26 protein-coding genes are annotated in these 24,138 nt (G+C 62.1%); 14 read left to right on the top strand and 12 right to left on the bottom strand.

Annotated elements, in window-relative coordinates:
* Nucleotides 1-128 precede the first annotated feature (128 nt).
* The 12 genes from BMY38_RS14495 (at nt 129) to BMY38_RS14550 (ending at nt 10,446) form a co-directional block, all read left to right on the top strand.
* The gene (locus BMY38_RS14495; RefSeq protein ID WP_092764077.1) at nt 129-536 is read left to right on the top strand and encodes a GFA family protein; all 408 of its coding nucleotides are present in this window, start codon (nt 129-131) and stop codon (nt 534-536) included.
* Nucleotides 533-1,147, top strand: coding sequence for a (d)CMP kinase (locus tag BMY38_RS14500; RefSeq protein WP_092764079.1), 615 nt, complete (start codon nt 533-535; stop codon nt 1,145-1,147). Before BMY38_RS14495 ends, BMY38_RS14500 begins: the two co-directional genes overlap by 4 nt.
* A 79-nt stretch (nt 1,148-1,226) precedes the next feature.
* The gene (locus BMY38_RS14505) at nt 1,227-1,808 is read left to right on the top strand and encodes a polysaccharide deacetylase family protein (protein WP_245737632.1); all 582 of its coding nucleotides are present in this window, start codon (nt 1,227-1,229) and stop codon (nt 1,806-1,808) included.
* 48 nt (nt 1,809-1,856) lie between these two features.
* Entirely contained in the window at nt 1,857-3,059 is a 1,203-nt protein-coding gene (locus BMY38_RS14510; RefSeq protein ID WP_092764081.1) for a DUF2130 domain-containing protein, read from the top strand.
* Nucleotides 3,059-3,745 carry a dienelactone hydrolase family protein gene (locus BMY38_RS14515; protein ID WP_092764083.1) on the top strand — a complete coding sequence of 229 codons (687 nt, stop codon included), beginning with the start codon at nt 3,059-3,061 and terminating at the stop codon, nt 3,743-3,745. Before BMY38_RS14510 ends, BMY38_RS14515 begins: the two co-directional genes overlap by 1 nt.
* Nucleotides 3,746-3,953: 208 nt before the next feature.
* Entirely contained in the window at nt 3,954-5,666 is a 1,713-nt protein-coding gene (gene rpsA, locus BMY38_RS14520; protein WP_281243236.1) for a 30S ribosomal protein S1, read from the top strand.
* Nucleotides 5,667-6,069: 403 nt separating this feature from the next.
* Complete coding sequence (gene ihfB / locus BMY38_RS14525) at nt 6,070-6,354, top strand: integration host factor subunit beta (RefSeq protein WP_092764087.1); 285 nt, start codon at nt 6,070-6,072, stop codon at nt 6,352-6,354.
* A 73-nt stretch (nt 6,355-6,427) separates the two neighbouring features.
* Entirely contained in the window at nt 6,428-6,775 is a 348-nt protein-coding gene (locus tag BMY38_RS14530; RefSeq protein WP_342707780.1) for a LapA family protein, read from the top strand.
* Between the two features lie 29 nt (nt 6,776-6,804).
* Nucleotides 6,805-7,467 (top strand): phosphoribosylanthranilate isomerase, encoded by a 663-nt coding sequence (locus tag BMY38_RS14535; protein ID WP_092764317.1) that lies wholly within the window; start codon nt 6,805-6,807, stop codon nt 7,465-7,467.
* 382 nt (nt 7,468-7,849) lie between these two features.
* Complete coding sequence (gene trpB, locus BMY38_RS14540) at nt 7,850-9,082, top strand: tryptophan synthase subunit beta (RefSeq protein WP_092764089.1); 1,233 nt, start codon at nt 7,850-7,852, stop codon at nt 9,080-9,082.
* 4 nt (nt 9,083-9,086) lie between these two features.
* Nucleotides 9,087-9,356 (top strand): hypothetical protein, encoded by a 270-nt coding sequence (locus BMY38_RS14545; RefSeq protein ID WP_092764091.1) that lies wholly within the window; start codon nt 9,087-9,089, stop codon nt 9,354-9,356.
* A 307-nt stretch (nt 9,357-9,663) separates the two neighbouring features.
* On the top strand, nt 9,664-10,446 hold the full coding sequence (locus BMY38_RS14550; protein WP_092764093.1) for a DUF7282 domain-containing protein: 783 nt from the start codon (nt 9,664-9,666) through the stop codon (nt 10,444-10,446).
* Nucleotides 10,447-10,524: 78 nt separating this feature from the next.
* Here BMY38_RS14550 and BMY38_RS14555 read toward each other — a convergent pair whose 3' ends face one another.
* From BMY38_RS14555 to ygfZ, 7 genes are all read right to left on the bottom strand, one after another.
* Nucleotides 10,525-11,004, bottom strand: a complete 480-nt coding sequence (locus BMY38_RS14555) for a GNAT family N-acetyltransferase (RefSeq protein WP_342707781.1) — start codon at nt 11,002-11,004, stop codon at nt 10,525-10,527.
* 207 nt (nt 11,005-11,211) lie between these two features.
* Nucleotides 11,212-11,598, bottom strand: coding sequence for a DUF2237 family protein (locus BMY38_RS14560; RefSeq protein WP_092764097.1), 387 nt, complete (start codon nt 11,596-11,598; stop codon nt 11,212-11,214).
* Between the two features lie 52 nt (nt 11,599-11,650).
* Nucleotides 11,651-12,802: a serine hydrolase domain-containing protein gene (locus BMY38_RS14565; RefSeq protein WP_092764319.1), complete on the bottom strand. Its 1,152-nt coding sequence runs from the start codon at nt 12,800-12,802 to the stop codon at nt 11,651-11,653.
* A 150-nt stretch (nt 12,803-12,952) separates the two neighbouring features.
* Nucleotides 12,953-13,660, bottom strand: a complete 708-nt coding sequence (gene pth / locus BMY38_RS14570) for an aminoacyl-tRNA hydrolase (RefSeq protein ID WP_092764322.1) — start codon at nt 13,658-13,660, stop codon at nt 12,953-12,955.
* Nucleotides 13,661-13,874: 214 nt separating this feature from the next.
* Nucleotides 13,875-14,966, bottom strand: a complete 1,092-nt coding sequence (locus BMY38_RS14575; RefSeq protein ID WP_092764099.1) for a zinc-binding dehydrogenase — start codon at nt 14,964-14,966, stop codon at nt 13,875-13,877.
* On the bottom strand, nt 14,963-16,795 hold the full coding sequence (locus BMY38_RS14580; RefSeq protein ID WP_092764101.1) for a M3 family oligoendopeptidase: 1,833 nt from the start codon (nt 16,793-16,795) through the stop codon (nt 14,963-14,965). Before BMY38_RS14580 ends, BMY38_RS14575 begins: the two co-directional genes overlap by 4 nt.
* Nucleotides 16,796-16,940: 145 nt before the next feature.
* Entirely contained in the window at nt 16,941-17,651 is a 711-nt protein-coding gene (ygfZ, locus tag BMY38_RS14585) for a CAF17-like 4Fe-4S cluster assembly/insertion protein YgfZ (RefSeq protein ID WP_092764103.1), read from the bottom strand.
* 107 nt (nt 17,652-17,758) lie between these two features.
* Here ygfZ and BMY38_RS14590 point away from each other — a divergent pair, with 107 nt between their 5' ends.
* Both BMY38_RS14590 and BMY38_RS14595 read left to right on the top strand, forming a co-directional pair.
* Nucleotides 17,759-18,973 carry a pyridoxal-phosphate-dependent aminotransferase family protein gene (locus tag BMY38_RS14590; protein ID WP_092764105.1) on the top strand — a complete coding sequence of 405 codons (1,215 nt, stop codon included), beginning with the start codon at nt 17,759-17,761 and terminating at the stop codon, nt 18,971-18,973.
* Between the two features lie 108 nt (nt 18,974-19,081).
* Entirely contained in the window at nt 19,082-19,552 is a 471-nt protein-coding gene (locus BMY38_RS14595) for a hypothetical protein (protein ID WP_092764107.1), read from the top strand.
* 14 nt (nt 19,553-19,566) lie between these two features.
* On the opposite strand, the gene BMY38_RS14600 is transcribed toward BMY38_RS14595, so the two are convergent.
* The 5 genes from BMY38_RS14600 to BMY38_RS14620 form a co-directional block, all read right to left on the bottom strand.
* Nucleotides 19,567-19,803 (bottom strand): hypothetical protein, encoded by a 237-nt coding sequence (locus BMY38_RS14600; protein ID WP_092764109.1) that lies wholly within the window; start codon nt 19,801-19,803, stop codon nt 19,567-19,569.
* Nucleotides 19,804-19,858: 55 nt separating this feature from the next.
* Complete coding sequence (locus BMY38_RS14605) at nt 19,859-20,977, bottom strand: pyridoxal phosphate-dependent aminotransferase (RefSeq protein WP_092764111.1); 1,119 nt, start codon at nt 20,975-20,977, stop codon at nt 19,859-19,861.
* Nucleotides 20,974-21,912, bottom strand: a complete 939-nt coding sequence (locus tag BMY38_RS14610) for a 2-hydroxyacid dehydrogenase (protein ID WP_092764113.1) — start codon at nt 21,910-21,912, stop codon at nt 20,974-20,976. The genes BMY38_RS14605 and BMY38_RS14610 overlap by 4 nt, the downstream gene beginning before the upstream one ends.
* Nucleotides 21,909-22,319 (bottom strand): VOC family protein, encoded by a 411-nt coding sequence (locus BMY38_RS14615; RefSeq protein ID WP_092764115.1) that lies wholly within the window; start codon nt 22,317-22,319, stop codon nt 21,909-21,911. Before BMY38_RS14615 ends, BMY38_RS14610 begins: the two co-directional genes overlap by 4 nt.
* Nucleotides 22,320-22,434: 115 nt before the next feature.
* A complete protein-coding gene (locus BMY38_RS14620) occupies nt 22,435-24,099 on the bottom strand; it encodes an NAD+ synthase (RefSeq protein WP_092764117.1) in 1,665 nt (554 codons plus the stop codon).
* Between the last annotated feature and the right edge of the window lie 39 nt (nt 24,100-24,138).

Below are 24,138 nucleotides of genomic sequence, written 5' to 3' on the forward strand. Positions count from 1 at the left end.
CGTGGACTTGCCCGCACCGGGCTGGTCGATGGATCTGAAACCTCGCGGCGACATCCTCGCCTGACGTCTGTGGCCGATACAATGGACGCCGTGAACCGGTCCCGCTAGGCATAAGGCAGGAGGAAGTCATGACCCGAACCGGAAGTTGCGTGTGCGGCCAGATAGCCTTCTCAACCACGCATAATCTTAGGTCGGTGACGGCCTGCCATTGCACTCAATGCCGCAAGGCGACAGGCAATTACGTCGCCGCCACCTCAGCACCCCGCGACGCCATCGCGATTGATGGGTCGGTGACATGGTTTCAGTCGTCGCCCAAGGCGCGACGTGGCTTCTGCCCGACCTGCGGCAGCAACCTGTTCTGGGACGGGCCGGGCGCGAACCTGTCGATCATGGCAGGGGTGCTGGATCAGCCGACGGGGTTGTCGATGGAGGGACACATCTATTGCGCCCAGAAGGGCGACTGGTACGAGATCGCCGACGGCACGCCGCAAGCCCCCGGCGCGGACGCCGATATGACAACACAGGTGAACACATGATTTTCACAGTCGCCATCGACGGTCCTGCTGCGGCGGGCAAGGGTACGATCAGCAAGGCCGTTGCCGCACGATTCGGGTTTCGCCATCTGGATACGGGGTTGCTCTATCGCGCGGTCGGTGCGCGCACGATGGAGGGGGTCGATCCTGTCGAGGCGGCGCGGAGCTTGCAACCGGACGATCTGGACGATGATGCCCTGCGAACGCAGGACATTGCACAGGCCGCCAGCCGGGTCGCCGTCCTGCCCGATGTGCGTGCCGCCCTGACCGAATTTCAGCGACGCTTTGCCCGCTCCGAAGGAGGTGCCGTGTTGGACGGACGCGACATATGCACCGTGATCTGCCCCGAAGCGGAGGTCAGGTTGTATGTCACGGCGTCTGCCGAAGTGCGCGCCAGGCGGCGGTTCGAGGAATTGTCGCCAGAGGATCAAACCATGACGCTGGACGACGTGTTACAGGATGTTCTTGCGCGCGATCAGCGGGATATGAACCGAGCCGACGCCCCGTTGGTGGCCGCACCGGGGGCTACGATTATTGATACCTCCGCCATGGATATCGAAGAGGCAGTCGAGGCGGCGGCGCAACGGGTCGCTGAGGCGCTGATTGCGCGATAAGTACTGCTCACCGAAAGGTGCATGGCGCGCATGAGCCTCCTCGGCCTAGCCTGTCGGCAGTTATCTGCGGAGGAATGCCATGCCGACCGCCCTGTCATTTCTGTCCGGACTGCTCAGCAGGTTTACGCTTGCCGCAGCGATGTTGGCCATCGGCCTGTCCTGGTCGGTCCAGGCGCAAGTCACTGCGCCGGAGTCGGAACCGGCAGCCGTTAATATGACTGTCGACCGGATGGAGGCGATCCTGACCGCGCTTGACCCGGATGCGGAGCGCGCGGGCCCGGCGTTTCGCCTGACGGTCGGGGATGTTCCCTTGCTGGTTGTCACCGATGCCCGCGCCGACCGAATGCGCGCCATGGTGCCGATCCGATCCGCCGAAGGGTTGTCGGGTACGGACCTGATGCGAATGATGCAGGCCAATTTCGATAGTGCACTGGATGCCCGCTATGCCATCGCGGAAGGCCGCGTCTGGGCGGTGTTCATCCATCCGCTCAGCTCGCTGAGACGCGATCAATTGATTTCCGGGCTCGGTCAGACGGTAAACCTTGCCGTCAGCTATGGCTCGCTGTTCTCGTCGGGGGCCGGGCAGTTCGGGCGTGGCGATAGCTCGGGCGAGCAACAGAAGCTGCTGGAGCGTCTTCAGCGCAAGGACGAAGACATCTGAGCGCCTTTCGCCCTTGTTGCCGGTGGATCGCTGACGCAGGTTCGGGGCATGAATGACCCTCGCATCACATGCCCCGCCTGTTCGCATGAAATTCCGCTGACCGAGTCGCTGGCCGGTCCGCTGCTGGTTAAAACACGACAGGATGCCGCCGCCCGGCAGGAAGCGGCGCTGGCCGAACAGAAGCGCACCATCGAGGCTGAGGCAGCCGCCCGCGCCACCGCCGCGCAGGCCGCGAAACTGGCAGAGATAGAAGTCCGCGCGCAGGAGCGGGAGGCCGAAATCGCGGCGATGAAGGTGCGGGACGCCGATCGCGAGACCAAGCTGGCCGCGGCCCAGAAGGCACAAGCTGCGGCGCTTGCGCGGGAAGAGGCGTTGAAAGATCGCGAGCGGGAGATGGACCTGACGATCCAGAAGCAGGTCGCCGCGGCGACCGATGTCGCGCGGCGTAAGCTGCAAGCCGAAGCTGAAGCCATGGCGACAGAGCGCCTGAAGACTGTTCAGGAGGTAAACGCGCTGAAGCTGGCAGAGAAAGATCAGCAGATGGAGGGAATGCGCCGCAAGGTCGAGGAAATGCAGAAGAAAATGGATCAGGGCAGTCAGCAGTTGCAGGGTGAAGCAGCGGAGGTGGTTCTGGAGGATCAGTTGGCCCGTGCCTTTCCCACCGATGTGATCGAGCCGGTGGGCAAGGGACAGCGCGGTGCCGATTGCCTTCAGCGCGTCGGCACAGTGGGGACGATCCTGTGGGAAGCGAAACGCACCTCGGGCTGGAACAAGGACTGGCTTCCCAAGCTGCGCGACGACATGCGTTCAGTGGGAGCGGACGTGGCCGTGCTGACATCGGCAGTGCGCCCCGAGGGACTGGAAACATTCGCGCTGGTCGACGGCATCTGGATCGCCGCGCCCCGCTATGCGGTGCCGCTGGCCTGTGTCCTGCGCGAAGGCCTGTCCCGTGCCGCCGAGGCGCGCGGCGTTCGCGAAGGTCAGGCGACCAAGACCGAAATGCTCTACGATTATCTCACCGGACCCCAGTTCCGGTCGCGGATGGAGGCGGTTATCGAACCGTTCGAGGCGATGCAGATGGCTCTCCTGAAAGAACGCAAACAGATGCAGGCGCAATGGGCCCTGCGCGAGAAGCAGCTTGAAAAGGCGATGGCGTCGATGATGGGCATGTATGGCGATGTGCGCGGGATCGCGGGCGCTGCCGTCGCCGAGATCGAGGCACTGGAACCGGATTTGTTGGAGGGCGACTGATGGGTGAACGCCACGTCTACGAAACCGCAGGCGAAACCATGGTCGGGTATCGTGCCAAACCGGATGCGCCGAACGGGGCCGGGCTGTTGATCGCCCCCGCTTTTTGCGGTCTTCGCGAGTTCGAGATGAAGCAGGCAGACCGGTTCGCCGCGCTTGGCTATGACGTTCTGGCCGTTGACTACTACGGCGACGGATGGCGCACGGAAGATGCGGACGCGGCTTCGGTCAAGATGGCGACGGTACAGAACGACCGGGCGGCATTGCTGCGCCGGATGCGCGCGGCTCTGGCCGAGGTGCGGGGGTGGGGGCCTGCAAAGGTGGGCGCGATGGGATTTTGCCTGGGCGGGAAAGCAGTACTGGACCTTGCGCGCGCCGGGGGCGGCGATGCCGCCGTATTGTTGCACGGTGTCTATGATCGCCCGCCGTTCGAGACCGTCGCCATGCCTCCCGTCCTGCTGTGTCACGGCTGGAACGACCCTTTGGCCTTGCCCGCGCAATTCGGTAAGCTGGCTGCGGAACTGGATGAACATTCCTCCGACTGGCATGCGCTCTGTTTTGGCCGGACCGGACACGCCTTTACCAATCCGGCGCGGGCAGACGGAACTTCGGACATGGGATATGTCAAGCGTTCGGCGGATCGGTCGTGGGCGGCAGTCGAGGCGTTTCTGGCTCAGCAGCTTACCTGAAGGGTGCTGATGAAGATCTGGACCGGCCGCACCCGGTGTCCGATGCCGTGCCCTTGCCCCCGCGCCCATTTTCCCCTATGCCCCCGCGCGTCACCCGACAGTGCGACGACGAACCGGTCCCGGCCGAATCTCAGGGCACTTTCCGACCAATCCGTTTCGCCGAAGGCGGACATCAATCCAGACCGGCGGAGACAACCGCGCGGCCAGCATACGTAAACAAAGGAATAGACACAGCCATATGGCTCAGAATGCATCCATGGAGGAGTTCGAGGCCCTCTTGAACGAAAGCCTCGAAATCGACACGCCGCAAGAAGGCAGCGTTGTCAAAGGCAAGGTACTCGCAATCGAAGCGGGTCAGGCCATCATCGACGTCGGCTACAAGATGGAAGGTCGCGTCGATCTCAAGGAATTCGCGAACCCTGGTGAAGCTGCGGAAATCGAAGTCGGCGACGAAGTCGAAGTCTTTCTGCGCAACGTCGAGAACTCTCGTGGCGAAGCCGTCATCTCGCACGAGATGGCCCGCCGTGAAGCCGCCTGGGATCGTCTGGAAGAAGCCTATGGCAAGGAAGAGCGCGTCGAAGGCGCCATCTTCGGTCGCGTCAAGGGCGGCTTCACGGTCGACCTCGGCGGTGCCGTGGCCTTCCTGCCCGGCAGCCAGGTCGACGTCCGCCCCGTGCGCGACGCAGGCCCGCTGATGGGTCTGAAGCAGCCGTTCCAGATCCTGAAAATGGATCGTCGTCGTGGCAACATCGTGGTTTCGCGCCGTGCGATCCTTGAGGAAAGCCGTGCCGAGCAGCGCGCCGAAGTCATCGGTAACCTGGCCGAAGGTCAGACCGTCGACGGCGTCGTCAAGAACATCACCGAGTACGGCGCGTTCGTCGATCTCGGTGGCGTCGATGGCCTGTTGCACGTCACCGACATGGCCTGGCGTCGCGTCAACGACCCGCGCGAGATCCTGTCGATCGGCGAGACCGTCAAGGTTCAGGTCATCAAGATCAACAAGGAAACCCATCGCATCAGCCTCGGCATGAAGCAGCTGCAGGACGATCCTTGGGACACCGTGATCGCCAAGTACCCGCTGGACTCGAACCACACGGGCCGCGTCACGAACATCACCGATTACGGTGCATTCGTGGAGCTGGAGCCGGGCGTCGAAGGTCTGGTGCACGTGTCCGAGATGTCGTGGACGAAAAAGAACGTCCATCCCGGCAAGATCGTTTCGACCTCGCAGGAAGTCGAAGTCATGGTGCTGGAAATCGACACAGCCAAGCGTCGCGTTTCGCTGGGCCTCAAGCAGACCATGCGTAACCCTTGGGAAGTCTTTGCCGAAACCCACCCCGAGGGCACCCCTGTCGAGGGCGAGGTCAAGAACATCACCGAATTCGGTCTGTTCATCGGTCTGGAAGGCGACATCGACGGCATGGTCCACCTGTCGGACCTGACCTGGGAAGGCCGTGGCGAAGACGTCATCGGCGACTACCGCAAGGGCGATATCGTCAAGGCGGTCGTGTCCGAGGTCGACACCGACAAGGAGCGTATCTCGCTCTCGATCAAGGCGGCCGGGGGCGATCCCTACGCCGAGGCGATTGGCGGCGTGAAGCGCGGCTCGATCATCACGGTCGAGGTCACCAAGATCGAAGAAGGCGGAATCGAAGTGGAATATGAGGGCATGAAGTCCTTCATCCGCCGCTCCGATCTGGCACGTGACCGGGCCGATCAACGCCCCGAGCGTTTTGGTGTCGGTGACAAGCTCGACGTTCGCGTCACCAACGTCGACAGCAAGGCCCGCCGTTTGGGCCTGTCGATCAAGGCACGTGAAATTGCCGAAGAAAAAGAGGCCGTCGAGCAGTTCGGCTCCTCCGATTCGGGTGCATCGCTGGGCGACATCCTTGGCGCCGCGCTCAAGGGCGACGACGACTGATCCAGCCCGCCCTCGGGTGGAAGATATTAACGGCCTCGCCTTCGGGCGGGGCCGTTTTTGGTTCCGGCCTGCGGACAGTCCAAACTGTCCAGACTGCGCCAAATTCCATTTCAGCTACGTCTTTTGACACTGACCGAAAGAGGCGTGGAGGTCATCTGCGCAAGGAATCGCGCAAAACGTTCGCTCCAGTCTAATGATCGCCAACAAGTTGATCTGCTAGATAAAGCAGCATAGGCAGTGGTATCGTCGGCAGACACGCCATATCCGATGTCCTGTCGCGGTTGCATGCCGGTTTCCGTCAATTGACGTCCGGAGACTGCTTTCGGGCGTGTAGTGAATTCGATATGTGTTCTGCACCTGCGGAAACGTTACCTCGGTGCAATAAATCGCGGGAAGGTTTGAAATGATACGATCCGAGCTGATTCAGAAAGTCGCTGACGAAAACCCGCATCTTTACCAGCGTGACGTCGAGAAAATCGTGAATACGATCTTCGAAGAGGTCATTCAGGCCCTGTCGGACGGCAACAGGGTGGAATTGCGAGGGTTTGGCGCATTTTCCGTCAAGCAGCGCGATGCCCGCACCGGGCGTAATCCGCGCACGGGCGAAGCTGTCGAGGTCGAGGAGAAGCATGTGCCGTTTTTCAAGGCCGGCAAGCTTTTGCGCGACCGTCTGAACGGCAAGGCGTGATGAATAGTTAATCGGAGGATATCTCCGTCATACGCTCCTGCTGGACAGGACGGCGTGGCGGAGCTAGGTCCAGATGATGATCTTTTTGCGCTATCTCTTCCTTGGCCTTCTGGCCCTTTGCCTTCTGGTTCTGGCGCTTGCGAATCGCGGTGCCGTGACCCTGCGTCTGTTGCCGGAAGAAATCGGCACGCGTCTTGGCCTTGATCTGTCGATAACACTTCCGTTGTTTATCGTGTTGTTCATCGCCATCGCTATGGGTCTGCTGATCGGTTTCGTCTGGGAATGGCTTCGCGAGCACAAGCATCGCGCCGAAGCCCGCTCCGAGCGGTCGCAAAAGGAACGTCTTCAGAAAGAGCTGTCCAAGACCCGCGCCGCCTCCGATCAGGACGAGGTTCTGGCGCTTTTGGGTGACGCCCGCTGACCGCCAGAAATCGGGGTCTTGCTGATATGATGCGCGTGACACGACCCGGATCGGGGGTTCGAACCAAGATCTGTGGTCTGACCAGATTGTCTGACGTAGCTGCAGTGTCCGAGGCGGGCGCCGCTTTCATGGGTCTTGTGTTCTTCCCGAAGTCACCGCGCAATGTCAGTCTTCCACAAGCGCGGGACCTGGCGCTGGCCGCGCCCGTGGGTCTGGCCAAAGTCGCTTTGTTGGTGAATCCCGACGATGCGCTGCTGGATGCGGTTACCGGAACGGTGCCACTGGATATGATCCAGTTGCACGGCACGGAGACGCCCGAACGCGTTGCAGAAGTCAGAACACGCACAGGCCTGCCGGTGATGAAGGCAGTCGGCCTGCGCGATGCCGCCGATCTGCCCATATTGGATCGTTATGTCGACGTGGCGGATCAGGTTCTCGTGGACGCCAAGCCGCCCGAGGATGCCAGTTTGCCCGGCGGGAACGGTGTCGGTTTCGACTGGCGGCTGATCGCCGGGCGAAAGTGGAAGACGCCCTGGATGCTGGCTGGTGGCCTGACGCCCGATAACGTGTCCGAGGCGGTGCGTCTGACCGGCGCACGACAGGTCGATGTATCCTCTGGGGTCGAGTCAGCGCCGGGCGTCAAGGACGCACGCCTGATCGCGGCTTTCTGCACGGCTGCGTCAGGCCAGTAACGCCTTCGCAGGCCTGTATCTCAATCGGGCCGCTGCGTCGTAGCTGCGTCGTAACAGTCGCCCGGAACGACGACGGTCGTACCGGTGCCTTTCATTTCGACCGTCAGGAGCATCTGCCGGGCCACCGCTTCGGCGGGGTGCCGGGTTGTCGAAAGGGCGTAGCCAATGCCCTTGGCATCCCAGCCATCGCGATCATTACATGCTGGAAGGCCGGGCTGGTTGAGATAGAGCAGGTTGAAGGTTGTTAAGCGGACGTCTTATCCTGATATGGCGCTCTCCTTCTTGTCTGGAGAGCTTAGCATACCCGAGAGGTGACAAGAGGTGTGCCCCCGTTGCGGCGAGCGCCCGCGCGCCCTAAACCCGGACCAAACGAGGAGAGATAATGCCCGACGATCTTCTGAACAGTTTCATGACCGGCCCGGACGAAAACGGCCGTTTTGGCGACTTCGGCGGACGCTTCGTCTCCGAAACGCTGATGCCTTTGATTCTGGAGTTGGAGCGGCAATACGAATACGCCAAGACCGACAACAGCTTCTGGGCCGAGATGCACGATCTCTGGACCCATTACGTCGGTCGCCCCAGCCCGCTGTATTTCGCGGAGCGCCTGACCGAGCGTCTGGGGGGTGCGAAAATCTATCTCAAGCGCGACGAGTTGAACCACACCGGCGCGCACAAGATCAATAATGTGCTGGGCCAGATTATTTTGGCGCGGCGCATGGGCAAGACCCGGATCATCGCGGAAACCGGCGCGGGCCAGCACGGTGTGGCGACGGCGACGGTCTGCGCCAAGTTCGGTTTGAAATGTGTGGTCTACATGGGCGCGCACGACGTCGAGCGTCAGTCACCCAACGTGTTCCGCATGAAGCTGCTGGGGGCTGAAGTCATCGCGGTCACGTCCGGGCGCGGTACACTGAAGGATGCGATGAACGATGCGCTGCGTGATTGGGTGACGAACGTGGACGATACATTCTACTGTATCGGCACGGTCGCTGGCCCGCATCCCTATCCTGCCATGGTCCGCGATTTTCAGGCAATCATAGGTCAGGAAGCCAAGGTGCAAATGCAGGATGCCGAGGGGCGTCTGCCTGACACGATCATCGCCTGCATCGGCGGCGGATCGAACGCGATGGGTTTGTTCTATCCGTTCCTGGACGACAAGTATGTAAACATTATCGGGGTCGAAGCGGGCGGTAAGGGTGTCAACGACAGGATGGAGCATTGCGCCTCGCTGACCGGTGGACGGCCCGGCGTGCTGCACGGCAACCGCACGTATCTGTTGCAGGACGATGATGGCCAGATTCTCGAAGGGTTCTCGATCAGTGCAGGTCTGGATTATCCGGGTATCGGACCGGAACACGCATGGCTGCACGACATCGGACGCGCGCAATACGTGTCGATCACCGATAAGGAGGCGTTGGAGGCGTTCCAGCTGTGTTGCAAGTTGGAGGGTATCATTCCTGCGCTGGAACCCAGCCACGCGCTGGCCCATGTCACCAAGATCGCGCCGGACCTGCCATCGGAACACCTGATCGTGATGAATATGTGCGGGCGCGGAGATAAGGATATCTTCACTGTCGCCAAGGCGCTTGGGTGGGAGATGGGCGAGGTTCTTTGATTTCATGACGCTTGTTCGGGCCGGTCTTGTGCTGCTGGCGCTGGCCGCAATCAGCTATCTGGCGTTTGCATTCTGGTGGGGAGGCACGGCGGGTGCGGGCCGCGTGATCGCCGGACAGTTCTGGCTTGGTTTCGACGGACGCCCGACAGCCCAGGTCAGCCAGACCGTCTGGACGATCTCGCTCTGGCATGGGCGGGTCGTTTTGGCCCTTGTCCTCTGGTGCGTCACCTTCGGACTGGTCTTGGCGGCACGCGGTCTCTGGCGCGGGCGCTAGCCGCGACTGCCCGAATTGTGCGGGGTGGCCGTCCCGGATATCGGGACCGAATACGCGTGGCTGCACCATATTGCGTGCGCAATACGTGTCGCTCGCCGGCGAGGCTATCCTCTCCGCCCCCAAGACGCATGGCCGAAAAGATGCTTGGCCGGAACATGCACGAGGTTCTTTGACGGGGAAGTCCTCGCGACAGAATTGTCTGCTGAACCGTACGTCCACTTTGAGCAAGTTTATGTGATCCGGGGCGGATGAACCATCCGACTGGTGGCACGTTGAAAGGGTTCAATCACTCCCAAGGAGGGAAGATATGACACGTATTTTCACTACGACCGTTGCCGCGGCTGCACTGCTGGCCGGGGCCGCCACCGCTGAAAGCAGGATCGACACAACCGGTGCGACTTTGAATGAAAACGAAGTTACATTCACCAATGTCACGGCGGATGCTGATGGCTATATCGTCCTGCATGAAGTGGTCGATGGCCAGCTTGTAGCCCCGGCCTCGATCGGTCACACCTCGATCTCGGCGGGCGATAACGTCAATGTGACTGTCGCGTCGGATTTGGATCTGCCTGAAGGCACACAGTTTGCCGCCATGCTTCACGTCGAGGATAATGGCAACGACACCTACGACTTCGCCGATGGATCGACCGATGTCGACATCCCGGCCATGAACGGCGATGCGCCTGTCGTGGTGATGCTTGAGGCCACGACCGAGATGATGGTCGAAGCCGAGATGATGCAGGACACGGTAACCGATATGGTCGACGTTTCTGTGGTCACCGTCAAAGGGGACGTCGTCACCTTTCCAACCGTTGAGGCCTCGCAGGACGGTTATCTGGTGATCCATTCGACCAAGGACGGTGCACCCGTAGTTCCGGCATCTATCGGTCACAAAGCCGTATCGGCGGGTACATCGACTGATGTCGAGGTCAAGCTCGACGCGCCGGTCGTAGCCGGCGATACCTACATCGCGATGCTGCACACCGAGAGCAATGGCAACACAAGCTATGATTTCGCCGATGGCATGACGGACGTTGACACTCCTGTCATGGTGAACGGTGAAGTGGTTGCTGTGCCCTTTGGCGGCTGATCATCCCTAATATCTGGTATCGGGGCCGTCCGCAGATGCGGGCGGCCCATTTCGTCTGACCGCTAGTGTATCCATGCGTTAACGAATGACGGGGATATGCGCTGCCGCCCCTTCCGGGATCGTGCCGGTCAGACGCGGGTCGTCGACGATTTCGATCTCGCGGCGAACCGGCATGAACCCCGACCGGATGTAGAATGGCAAGGCGACCGGGCTGTCGAAGGTGCAGGTGTGAATCTGAAGCTTGGTGATCGGGCGGGCAAAGGCCCGCTCGATGGCTGCTGACATAAGCGCCCGTCCCACGCCCGCGCCCTGCAGTGTCGGGGTCAGACCCAGGAACGCCAGTTCGCAGGTCGCACCATCCCTGAAATCCAGTTCCAGAAGGCCCTCGGCACGGTCCGCCCTCTCCAGTGCGAAAATCTCGACCTGCGGATCGCCGAGAATTGCGCCGAGCGTTGCATCGTCCATCTTGAGCCGGGAAAACCACAACCAGTCCAGCGCGCCAACGCGGGTGAACAGGTCGCGGTACCAATCCACGTTCGGGCGATCGACTCGGTTCATCCGAGTCCCATTCGGGAAAGAAGCAGGAGCGGACGCGGGCGGGACCAGCATCTCCAGATGCGTGACCACGGCGGCGATCTTGCCCGATGGAACAGGATAAACCCCCTCGGTCAGCATCGGCGCGTCTGATCGGGCATTCGCAGGTCAGGCGTATCGGTCAGCACGGGTCTGCCCGTCAGGCACAGGGCGGCGAATGGGTTCAGCATGTCAGTCCGTAACATAGAGAGTCAGGATATCCATCGGCACGATATCCAAAGTCCGCTGATGCGTGGCCGACAGGTCGACCTGCGGCGCGCAATCTTCTTCGTGGGCCTGAAGGAAACGCGCGGCACACAGGCACCATTTGTCCCCCGGTTTCAATCCGGCGAATCCGTATTCGGGCCGGGGCGTCGACAGGTCGTTGCCCAGATACTTGGAATAGGCGAGGAACTCGGACGTCATCACGGCGCAGACCGTATGCACCCCGCCGTCCATCGCCCCGGTGTTGCAACAGCCGTCGCGGAAGAACCCGGTCAATGGATCATTGGAACAGGAGGCCAGCGCATCACCGTGGACGTTCAGCGCGGGTAGTTGGCCGGGGGTTGTATCGGGCATCGGTTTCTCCTCTTGCGGATTGCCGCAACGCTAGCACAACGCATGCTGGCGTCTATTGCGCGGCGGCGATCCTGCGGAACATTTCGATAGTGCTCTCGGACACGCCCGGCTCTCGAAAGGCGCGGTCGGCGGCATTTACGGCGATCACGACATTGCGGGCGCGGTCGATGTAGACGAACTGCCCATAGACGCCCTGCGCCATGATCTCGCCAGCCCTCACATCGGCAGGCATCCACCATTGATACCCATAGCGCATCCGGCCCACCTCGGTCAGCGCGGAAGGCACGGTCGAGATGTTGATCCAATCTTCGGGCACGATCTGCCGTCCGTCCAATTGCCCGCCCTGTGCAACCAGCAGGCCCATGCGGGCATAATCCCGCGTCGTCATGTTCAACCCGCCCAACACGAATGCCACGCCTTCGCCATCGGTCAGATAGGTCGCTGCGCCGATACCCATCGGGCCGGTCAGTTTTTCGGCCATCAGATCCGGGATCGACCGATCCGTCGCGCCGCGCAGCACCATGCCCAGCACATGTGTATCCATCGAGACGTATTTCATCGCGGCACCCGGCACGCGGTCGCGTACCGACAGATCGGCAGTGAAATCGTCAAGTGCCCCGCCCAGGGCAATCACACGACCCATCCGGTTGATATCGCTGTCAGGGTTGAAGTAATCTTCGTCAAAGGCGACGCCGGATTCCATTTGCAGAATGTCCTGCACCGACACTCCGGCATAGGCTGAATTGGCCAGGGGCGGGGCGTATTTTTCGACCGGGTCCGACAGGGTCAGCGCGCCTTCGTCCACTAGGATACCGGTCAGCAGCGACAGGAATGATTTCGCGACCGACCAGCTGATCCTCAGATCGCCCGGCTGCGTATCCAGATAGTAGCTTTCGTGCGTGACCTTGCCGTCCTTGAGTACGACAATCGAGGTGATGGACCTGTCCGCGATCCATTTCTCTGTACCGTCGGGCAGCGGCACGGGCGAGCCATCGGGCAGACGGGTGCCCGATGCCTGGGAGAGCGGGACGTTCAGGAAGGCGCGGTCCATGTTACTGAAGTTCGCGACAATACGGTCGGGGGCGAACAGCGAATTTACCGCCAGAAGACGTGTAATCTCTTCCCGCTTCCAGAGCGCGGCGAGCGCCGCCACAACAGCGACCGCCAGGATGGCCAGTCCCAGCCGCTGGATCCATTTAACCATTTCCGCCCCCATACTTTTTGTTACCGAAGCACGGTCAGGCGCCGGGCGTCCAGTGTGGTTTGACCCAGTAACCAGTTGACCCAACGTCCGTGAAAGGTGAGCCCAAGGCGGCGCAGTTGACTGCCTGCGCCCGAAAGGCGTCTGTCAGCCTCACTTGAACCGCGCGGCCAATCGTTGGAGCGCCGACAATGGAGGATCGGGTTCCGCCTCGGGCCGGGGTGCAGGATCTGGTTTGGACGGTTTGGGAACATCGGCCTTTGCCTTGGGTCCGCCAGACCCCGACGACGGTCGCTGCGGCGAGACGCGCAACCCAACGGCATTGGAAAAGCCGGGTCCATCTCCGGCCGCCAACTTAGGTGCGCCATCGCAGATGCCACGCAACAGATCGTCCAGCCTCTCGCCCTCGGCCTTGGCAAAATCCGACAGGACGTAGCCCGCGACGCGATCCTTGTGCCCCGGATGGCCGATGCCCAGCCGCACGCGCGCATACTCCGGGCCTATGTGCTGGTGGATCGAGCGCAGACCGTTGTGGCCCGCATGGCCGCCGCCCTGCTTCAGCTTCATCTTGCCGGGGGCCAAGTCGAGCTCGTCGTGGAATACAGTGACGTCACCGGGCTCCAGCTTGTGAAACCGCATCGCTTCGCCGACCGATTGGCCGGACAGGTTCATGAAGGTCATCGGTTTAAGCAACCAGACCTTTTCGCATCCGAACCGCACTTCGGCCACAGCGCCCTGAAACTTGGACCGCCAGATCACGCCCTGATCCTCGGCGATCCGGTCCAGTGCCATGAACCCGATATTGTGGCGGTTGCCTGCGTATTTCGCGCCCGGATTGCCCAGGCCGACCCAGAGTTGCATCGTCGCCTCCGACATTCGTGCCCTTTGCTATGATATTAGACTGCGGGGGGCCAGTGTCAGGAAGCCGACCTGATCCGCACGCGCACCGGCGATCTGGCGGGCTTCATGCGGACCTGTGTCGAGGACGACCTGTACGTTTTGTCCTCCCCTCCATCGGGCGACCGGAGACAGGAAGGAAATCCGGGCGGGTTGCGGTGCTGCGCGATATGCTGGACTAGCTTCCGGATTGCCCGGTTCCGCGTTCGCCCGTCGCCACGCGAAGAGCAATCTTTCCGACATGCTGTTTCGCGGTGAACGCAGCCTGTGCGGCGGCCATGTCCCGCAGATCATAGGATGCGGCGATAACCGGGTGCAGACGACCGGCCTCCATATGCGCGATCAGGGTCGGTATGATGTGGTCGGGCTGCGCCGTGCTGCCCATCAATGTCAAGTCACGCAGGTACAGGTCGCGAATGTCCAGTTCGACAATTGGTCCCGCAATCGCGCCGGACGTAACATAGCGTCCGCCGCGCCGTAGGGCAGCCAGCATGTCGGGCCAGCGTGGGCCGGCCACCAGATCGACCACCACGTCGAACCCATCGGGCAGCGGATCATCGCGTCCGATGACGTGTTGCGCACCTGCCTTGGCCACAGCAGCGCCCTTGTCGCCTCCCGCGATGGCAGTGACCTCGGCCCCGCGCAGGCGCGCCAGTTGCACTGCCGCCAGCCCGACTCCGCCCGATGCGCCTGTGATCAGCACCCGTTCGGCGGACAGTGAGACGCGGTCCAGCATCCCTTCCGCGGTAGAGTAGGCGCAGGGCAGGGCACCCAGCTCCGAGTCCGTTATTGCATCGGCATGTACGGCATAGGCGTCAGCAGCTCGCGCGGTCATGTATTCCGCGAAGCCACCGTCGCGTTCCGACCCAAAGGTCGCGATGTCGAACGGCCCGCCGTTTTCGACCCGGTGCATTGCACGGGTAACGACGCGTTCGCCTACCCGTCCGGTTTCGACGCCGGGACCGGTAGCCACCACGATACCGCAGCAATCCGCGCCCTGGATGCGTGGAAACGAGAGCGCCCCGTTCCAGCCGCCATCGCCCGCATCATCATCGACAGCGTTGCCATCCGTCGCACCGCGGACCGATTTGGAATACCAGCCGATCCGTGTATTAATGTCGGTGTTGTTAACCGAGCTGGCCAGTACCGCGATCAACACCTCGCCCGGTCCCGCCACCGGCACGGGCAGATCAGTGCGCCATTCCAACACTTCGGGTCCGCCATGCCCCGTCAGAACCCAACCGGACATGGTCATGGGCAGGACGCTCATTCCTCCAATGCTTCCAGCTCTTCGATGAAGCCTTCGATCATCGACAGGCCCTTGTCCCAGAACGCGGGGTCGCTGGCATCCAGACCGAAGGGGGCCAACAGCTCCTTGTGGTGCTTCGATCCGCCCGCCTTGAGCATGTCGAAATACTTTTCCTGAAAGCCTTCGGGCGCGTCCTGATAGACCGCATAGAGGGCATTTACGAGGCCGTCGCCGAAGGCATAGGCATAGACGTAGAAGGGCGAATGCACGAAGTGCGGGATATAGGCCCAGAAGTGCTCGTAGCCCTCCATGTATTCGAATACCGGACCCAGGCTTTCGGCCTGCACCGACATCCACAATGCGTCGATGTCCTCGGGCGTCAACTCGCCCTCGGCGCGGGCCGCATGCAATTTTACTTCGAAGTCGTAGAAGGCGATCTGGCGCACGACCGTGTTGATCATATCCTCGACCTTGCCGGCCAGCATGACCTTGCGCTGCGCGTCGTCCTTTGCGCCGTCCAGCATGGCGCGGAACGTCAGCATCTCACCGAAGACCGACGCGGTTTCGGCCAGGGTCAACGGTGTCGACGACAACATTTCGCCCTGTCCCGCCGCCAGCACCTGATGCACGCCGTGACCCAGTTCATGCGCCAGCGTCATCACGTCGCGCGGTTTTCCGAGATAGTTGAGCATCACGTAGGGGTGCACGGTCGTGACCGTCGGGTGGGCAAAGGCGCCGGGGGCCTTGCCCGGCTTGACCTCCGCGTCGATCCAGCCCTTGTCGAAAAACGGCTCGGCCAGCTTCGCCATCTCGGGCGAGAACCCGGCGTAGGCATCCATCACGGTCTTGCGCGCCTCGTCCCAGCCGACCAGGCGCGTCTCCTCCATCGGAAGCGGGGCGTTGCGGTCCCAGACTTGCAGCGTGTCGAGGCCAAGCCATTTCGCCTTCAGCGCGTAGTAGCGGTGGGACAGGCGCGGATAGGCGGCCACCACGGCATTGCGCAGCGCTTCGACGACCTCGGGCTCCACGTGGTTGGCGATGTGGCGGCTGGCTTGCGGGCTGGGCAGGGCGCGCCAGCGGTCAACGATCTCCTTTTCCTTGGCGAGCGTGTTGTGGACCCGTGCAAAGGTGCGGACCTGTTTTCCGAACACCTCGGCTAAGGCACGGGCACCGGCTTCACGTTTCGCGCGGTCCGGATCGGTCAGCTTGTTGAGCGTCGCCTCGATCCCCAATTCCTCGCCGTCCACGTCGAAGGTCAGCCCGGCGATGGTTTCGTCGAACAGCTTGTTCCACGCGTTCGCGCCGACGACTGAAGTGTCGTGCAGAAACTTCTCCAACTCGTCCGACAGTTGATAGGGCTTCATCGCACGCATCCGGTCCAGCGCAGGCCGATACCGGGCAAGGTCCGCGTTCGCGGCCATCAGCGCGTCATAGGCGTCATCGTCGATACGATTGAATTCCAGCGAAAAGAACACCAGCGGTGTGGTGAAATTTGTCAGCTTGTCCTGACAATCGGACATGAACTTGGCCCGGTCGCCATCCGTCGTGACCTGATAATAGCGCAAGCCCGCAAAAGACATGATGCGGCCTGCGACTTCGTCGATTTTTTCGTTGCGCTGGATGCAGCGCAACATTTCATCTGCATCAAGGTCGGCCAGCTTGCCCTCATAGTCGGCGGCAAAGGCTGCGCATTCCGCCTCCAGCCACGACATGTCGCGGGCCAGTTCGGGCGCATCCTCGCCTGTATACAGATCGTCGAGGTTCCATTCGGGCAGATTGCCCAGCGGTTGGTTGCCGTGGCTGGGGGTCGCATCGCGCAGGATCGTCGTTTGAACGGACTGGAATGTCATGGAGGCCTCGTGTTTCTGGATTCAGAACTAGGTAGGTCCTTCGATGCCGGATCGCAAACCCATCGCGTCGGTCATGCCGCATGACTGCGGGAACGGACGCGGCCTTATCGCGGATACCTTCGGAAGACGGGGTAAAGGTTTCGCATCAGGCCAGCGTCAACGGCCCGGCCTCGGTCGCCATGCCTTCGGCCCGATCGAACCGCAGATAGGCCAGCGCGCGGTTGCCTGACACGGTGTGGACGGTGCCCGCTGGCCGTCCGTCCGAAAGGATCGCGGCACCGGGCAAGACCGCACCCTGCACCCGCGCCAGACCTTTGCGCAACTCGGTCTTGTGCTTCATGCGGGCGACGATTTCCTGTCCGACGTAGCAGCCCTTCTTGAAATCCACGCCGCCCAGCCGCTCGAACCCCATCTCGAGGATGTAGCTTTCGTTGGGGATCAATTCGGCCCCCGCCTGAGGCACCATGTTCTCGACCCGCACCGCGTTCCAGTCGACTTCATCACCGCCTCGTACGCCGTAATGCCGCCACCCCATACCCGGTCGCGGATCCGGGAGCGCGCCTGTCGGCATGTCGTCCAGCCCGCGCGCTACGGTCAAACCACTGTCTTCGATCGTGACCTTCGATCGCAGCCGGTACATCGACAACCGTTGCGCCAGCCCCGGCGCCATGTCGGACGCGACGTCAAGATACAGGGCCTCGGGGTCGGCGAACGTCACGAAATCGGCAAGGTATTTGCCTTGCGGCGACAACAGAGCGGCATAGCCGAGACCCGTCACAGGCACGTCCCGCGTCAGCAGGCCCTGCAGGAACTTCGCCCGGTCGTCACCGGACACGCGGAGGATGGTTCTGTTCATGCCTGACACATAAGCAAACCCGCCCCCATGCCAACCCCCGACCGCCGCACATTGACCCCGCGAAATGGCGGGCGTAGCGATCTGCCAACGCTTAAACAGGAGCTTCCATGCCCTTTGCCCATGGCCCCCAGACACTGGCAATTCCCGGCCCTTCGATCATTCCCGACCGGGTACTGCGTGCGATGCATCGGCCGTCGCCGAATATCTACAACGGGCCGCTGGTGGATCTGACGCATTCCTTGATCCCCGATCTGAAAGCCGTCGCCCGCACGTCGCACAACGCCACGATTTATATCGGCAACGGCCATGCCGCATGGGAGGCGTCGCTGGCCAACACCCACGCGCGCGGCGATCTTGTGCTAGTGCCACGCACCGGCAGTTTTGCCGACGGTTGGGCCGAAGTGGCGCGCGGAATGGGCATCCGCACGGAGATGCTGGACTTCGGCAACCGCGATGCGATGGACCCGGCGACCATTGGTGAAAGACTGCGCGCGGACAAGGATCACGAGATCAAATCGGTCCTCTGCGTCCACGTCGATACCTCGTCGTCCTTGCGCGCCGACCTCAAGGCGATCCGATCCGAGATGGATGCGGCGGGTCACCCGGCGCTGTTGCAGGCAGACTGCATGGCGTCGCTGGCCTGCGATGTGATGGAGATGGACGAGTGGGGCGTCGACGTCGCCTTCGCCGGATGCCAGAAAGGTCTGATGACGCCTGCGGGCATGGCCTTTGTTTTCTACAATGACCGGGCGGCGCGGGCACGAGAACGCTCCGACCTCGCCACGTTCTATTGGGACTGGATACCGCGCACCAACCCCGAGGTGTATTTCCGGTACTTCCAGGGGACTGGCCCGACGCACCATCTTTATGGTCTGCGCGAAGCCCTTGACATGATTGTCCACGAAGAAGGGGTTGATGCTGTCTGGGCGCGTCACGCCACGCTGGCACATACGCTGCACGCGGCGTTCGCCAAGTGGGAGAATCACGGCACCGGTGGAGTCGGGTTGGAACTGAACGTCCGCGACCCCGCCAGTCGCAGCCATGCGGTCACTGCCGTCCGTCTGCCGGGGAATGCCACACGTCTGCGTCACTGGTGCGAGGAGCAGATGGGACTGACGCTGGGCATCGGGATCGGCATGGCCGCGCCCGACGACCCGGCATGGCACGGGTTTTTCCGGATCGGGCACATGGGGCATGTATCCGGTCACAGCATGCTGGGAACGCTGGCCACCATCGACGCGGGCCTCAAGGCCACGGGCGTTCCGCATGGTTCCGGTGCACTGGAGGCCGCATCGGCCATTCTGGCCGGAACTGCTGGATAACATAGGCTAAACAAGTCTTCGCCGAATTTTGGCCATGTTCGCGGCTTTTGCTGGGAGGACGTAGACGGCATTTGTCCACTACGTCTGATAGCCATTCGGAAACGGACCATGACCTCTGACGATCCAGCGACCCATCTCCGCATGTCCCTGCGCGAAGTCGTCAGCGCGGCACCGACCAAAACACTCGTCGCCGCTGGCGTGCTGGGTCTGATGTGGGGACCGATCCTCGCATCTGTGCTTCAGGTTGCAGACATGCCGCCCCAGGCAATGACGACGGCCCCTTTGGACATTTCCCTGACGGCTGTATCGGGCGGTCCGACGACATCCGATGTGTCGTCCGCAACGCCAGTGCCGATCACCGGATCGTCTGCCAATGGCTCCATTTCGTCAGATCATTCCGTTGACCAAACCGCACCGGCCCGCGTCAGCAGCGTGTCGTCGGACGAGATTGCCTCAATCGCGGATCAGGATGCTGCGCTGGATCGACTCAGCACGATGACGCGGTTTTATCGCCTGTCCAATGCAGGGCCCTCGGAGAGTTCGACATCTTCCGTGCCGGGCTTTCAGACCAAGGACTGAACCTAAAGCCGATGTCAGTGGCGTTTCGCCAGCACGGCATCGACCCGTGCGTCCCAGGCAGCCAGTTGGGCCGCACGCCACAATCCCCACCGTCGGATCGCCAAGTGCAGACCCGCGCAGGTTGCCAGCGCGACAGGGTATCCCCAGACGCCCCACACAAATACCAAAACCGTAATCAGCATAAGATAGGCCATGCCCAGAAAGGCATTGGTGTAATCTTCGACCCGGTCAATTTGTCCGTCGTTGCGCATGGTCTGATCCGTCATACTGCCAAACCAACCTAGCGCATCGATCAGCCAAGTGAAGTCACGATCCTGCCGCCTCCGACAGGGCTCTTGGCAAAGCCGTCCGCAATGCGTCCATGTCCGCTGCCGTGCCACAACTGATGCGGATGCAGCGATCCAGCGGCGCAACACCCGGCATTCGAACGAAAATGTCTTGCGCAATCAGCGCCGCCAGAACACGCCGGGCGAAATCACCGTCACGTCCGCAATCGACGGCGACGAAGTTGGTTGCCGAGGGCAAGGGGATCAGCCCGTTCTGCCGGGCAATTGCGGCGATCGCATCGCGGGACTGCGCCACCCGCGCCTGCACTTCGGCCAGCCAGTCGGTATCGGCCAATGCGGCCACCGCCCCGGCCTGTGCGACGCGGCCCAACCCGAAATGGTTGCGCACCTTGTCGAAGGCCCGGATCAGACCGGCTTCGCCGATGGCATATCCGACCCGCATACCGGCAAGGCCGTGTGCCTTGGAGAACGTCCGCAAGCGGATGACGCGAACATCGTCCGTGTCTAGTGGTGGGACGGCTTCGGGCGGGGCAAGGTCGGCATAGGCCTCGTCCAGACACAGCAGCGTGCCGTCAGGCAGCGCGTCGAGCATGCAGGTAACGGTCTCTGCGTCGTGCCAGCTTCCCATCGGATTGTCCGGGTTGGCCAGATAGATCAATTTCGCGCCAACTTCGGCCGCCTTCGCGACCAGTGCAGCCGTATCCTCGTGATTGCCCGCATAGGGCACACGGTGCAGGCTGCCTCCAAATCCCGCGACATGATAGTTGAACGTCGGATAGGCGCCCTCCGAGGTGACGACTGCATCCCCCGGTTCAACCAACAGCCGCACCAGATAGCCGAGCAACCCGTCGATACCTTCGCCCGCCACGATGTTCGTGGCGTCGATGCCATGGTGGTCGGCAAGGGCGGTGCGCAGGGCGTGATATTCCGGGTCGCCATACATCCAGGCATCCTGCGTCACGGCTGTCATCGCGGCCATGGCGCGGGGTGACGGGCCGAACGCACTCTCGTTCGCGCCCAGACGTGCGGCAAAAGGCGCGCCGCGCGCGCGTTCCTGCGCTTCGGGTCCGACGAAGGGAACGGATGCGGGAAGGCTCTGGGCCAGAGAGGTCAGTTTTACCGGCGATGATTTTGTCATTGCAGGGCCTCGCTCCGGTCGACGACATGCAGAAGCGGCATGCCTGCCTCGCCCCGTCGAATGTTTTCGGCCACCACGCGTGCCGCAGTCGCAGGTCGCGTTGTCGAAGCGATGTGCGGGGTGACGGTGACCCTGGGGTGTATGCGGAACGGGTGATCGTCGGGCAGCGGCTCGATCCGAAACGTATCCAGCGTGGCGTGACCCAGCGGCCCGTCCAGCGCCTGCAGCAGCGCGCCATCGTCTACGAGGGCACCGCGACCGGGGTTCAGCAACACCGCTCCGGGTCGCATCCAGGCCAGTGTTTCCGCATTCATCAGGTTTTCGGTCGATCGCGTGTGCGGCGTCAGAAGGACGACGATCTCGGCTCCGGACAGCACGTCTTTCAGGCCATCGCGGCCCGTCACCGACCGGACACCCGCGACCGTCTTGGGGCTGCGCGACCAGCCGGTAACCGGAAATCCCAAACCCACGAGTGCTGAAGCGCAGGCCGTTCCCAGCTCGCCCATTCCCAGCATTGCAATGGGGCGGTCTGCCGCAAGCGGCGGGGACTTGGTGTCCCAGCCGATCATGGGACGGACCAGATGTGCATCGATTCCCAGATGGTGACGCAGCACATGCCCGGTGACCCATTCCACCATGCCGCGTGTCAGGCCGTTGTCGACCATCCGGCACAGCGGTGCAATCAGACTGCGGTTCCCCTCCACATCTTCGACCCCGGCCCACAGATTCAGCACGCCCTTCAGTTTTGTGTAAGGCGCGAAATTCTGAAGGTCGGAGTTCGGGGCGTAAACGATCCAGTCAATACTTGCCGGGTCCGGACGGTCGCTCAACTGGACAATTTCTGCCGTGACCCCGGCCTCGGCCAAGGCGGTCGGCAGGACGCCGCGATACTCCTCCCACCGATCCGGTCGCGCGGCGAAAAGCACCCGCGTCACGTGGCAAAGGCTCCGGCCGGATCCTGCATGCCTTTGAATTCCAGCGGATTACCAAACGGGTCCAGCAAAAACATTGTTGCCTGTTCACCTGGTTGTCCTGCGAACCGCAGCACCGGTTCGATCAAGAACTCCGTCGCTGCTGCCTCCAGTCGATCGGCCAGCGCGCGCCAGTTAGTCATTGGCAACAGCACCCCGAAGTGCGGCATCGGGACCATGTGATCCCCGACCCGGCCCGTCGGGCGATGATCGAACGGCTCGCCCAGATGCAGGCTTATCTGATGGCCGAAGAAATCGAAGTCGACCCATGTATCGGTCGAGCGTCCCTCGGCGCAACCCAGCAGGCCTCCGTAGAAGGCGCGTGCACCGTCCAGATCACGGACATTGAAGGCAAGGTGAAATATGCTCATGCGCCGGTTCTAGCGCTTTGGACTGTGGGTGAAAAACAAAGAATTGATATGGCTGAGTTCACGAAGCAAGTATCCTCTTGGCACAAATATCTCGGGGGTCTGGCCCCCAGCCTGTTCAACTGGGATCGCGCCACTGGTTGACGATTGGATAGCGACGATCCAGCCAGAACGCGCGCTGCGATAGACGCGCGCCCGGGGCAGATTGGAAGCGCTTGTATTCGCTTAGATATATTAGCTTCTCGATGTGTTTCACGACATCACGGTCATGACCGGACGCGACAATTTCGGCCACGGATTGCTCAACGTCGATCAGGCGTTTCAGAATATCGTCAAGAACCGGATAGGGCGGCAACGAGTCCTCGTCCTTCTGATCGTCGCGCAATTCAGCCGAGGGTGGTTTGTCGATCACGCGTTCCGGCATGACTTCGCCCGCCGGTCCTTTGAACCAGTCCATCGTATTGGCGTTACGCCAGCGGCAAACCTCGAACAGATCGGTCTTGTAGAGGTCCTTCACCGGGTTATAGCCGCCTGCCATGTCGCCATAGATCGTGGAGTATCCGACCGCGACTTCGGATTTGTTGCCCGTCGTCAAAAGCATCGCGCCAAATTTGTTGGACAACGCCATCAGCAGCAGGCCGCGTAGACGGGACTGGATATTTTCCTCGGTCAGATCAGGCGTCGTGCCCTCGAAAAGCGGTTCCAACGCCTCGGTCACGGCGGCACGCGGACCGGAGATCGGCAGGATATCCAGTCTGCACCCCAGGCGGTCGGCAACGCCGCGTGCATCCTCCAGCGAATGTTCCGACGTGTATTCCGAGGGCAGCATCACGCAATGCACGTTTTCGGGGCCCAGGGCGTCGGTCGCGATGGCCGCCACGATGGCGCTGTCGACGCCTCCCGACAGGCCCAGAACGGCGCGGTCGAAGCCCGCCTTGACCATATAATCGCGCAGCGCCACGACCATGGCGGCATAGTCGGCGCCAGGGCCGTCGGGTTGCGGCGCCTTGTTGCCATCGCGGGCGCGCCAGCCGTCGGGAGTGGCGTCGAAGTCGATATGGACGACGCTCGATTCGAACGAGGGCAGGTGATGCGTCAACTGACCACCGGGGTTCAGGACGAAGCTGGCACCATCGAAGATCTGGTCGTCCTGTCCGCCGACCATGTTCAGATAGATCAGCGGCAGCCGGGTCTCGACCGTCCGCGCAACCATGAGGGAATATCGGACGTCCTGCTTGCCGCGGAAATAGGGGCTGCCGTTCGGAACAAGCAGGATTTCAGCCCCGGTTTCAGCCAGGGTTTCGGTGACATCGTCGTACCAGGCATCTTCGCAGATCGGCGTGCCGATGCGGACCGGACCGATGGTGAAGGGGCCGGAGATGTCGCCCGACGCGAAATACCGCTTTTCGTCGAATACCTTGTAATTCGGCAGGTGATGCTTGTGGATTTCGGCCACGATCTTGCCAGCCCGTGCCACGACATAACTGTTGAACGGCTTTTCTTCTCCTTCGGGCCAAGCCGCCAGCCCGATCGCCAGCGCGGGGCCTTCGGAACAATCGGCCACCAGCGTGTCCAACACGGCGCGGGCGTGGGCGGCGAAGGCAGGTTTCCGGACCAGATCCTGCGGCTGATAGCCGGTCAGAAACATTTCGGGCAGGGCGATCATGTCGGCCCCGGCAGTCTTGGCGGTTGTCCATGCGGCACGTGCCTGTGCAGCGTTGCCCTCCAGGTCGCCCATTGTCGGGTTCAACTGGGCAAGGGTCAGGCGGAACGTGTCGGACATTCAAGGTCTCCGGGCGCGCGGGTCGGCGGTGTTGGTCGG

Origin of the sequence: Jannaschia helgolandensis, from assembly GCF_900109285.1 — a bacterium.
Lineage (GTDB): Bacteria > Pseudomonadota > Alphaproteobacteria > Rhodobacterales > Rhodobacteraceae > Jannaschia > Jannaschia helgolandensis.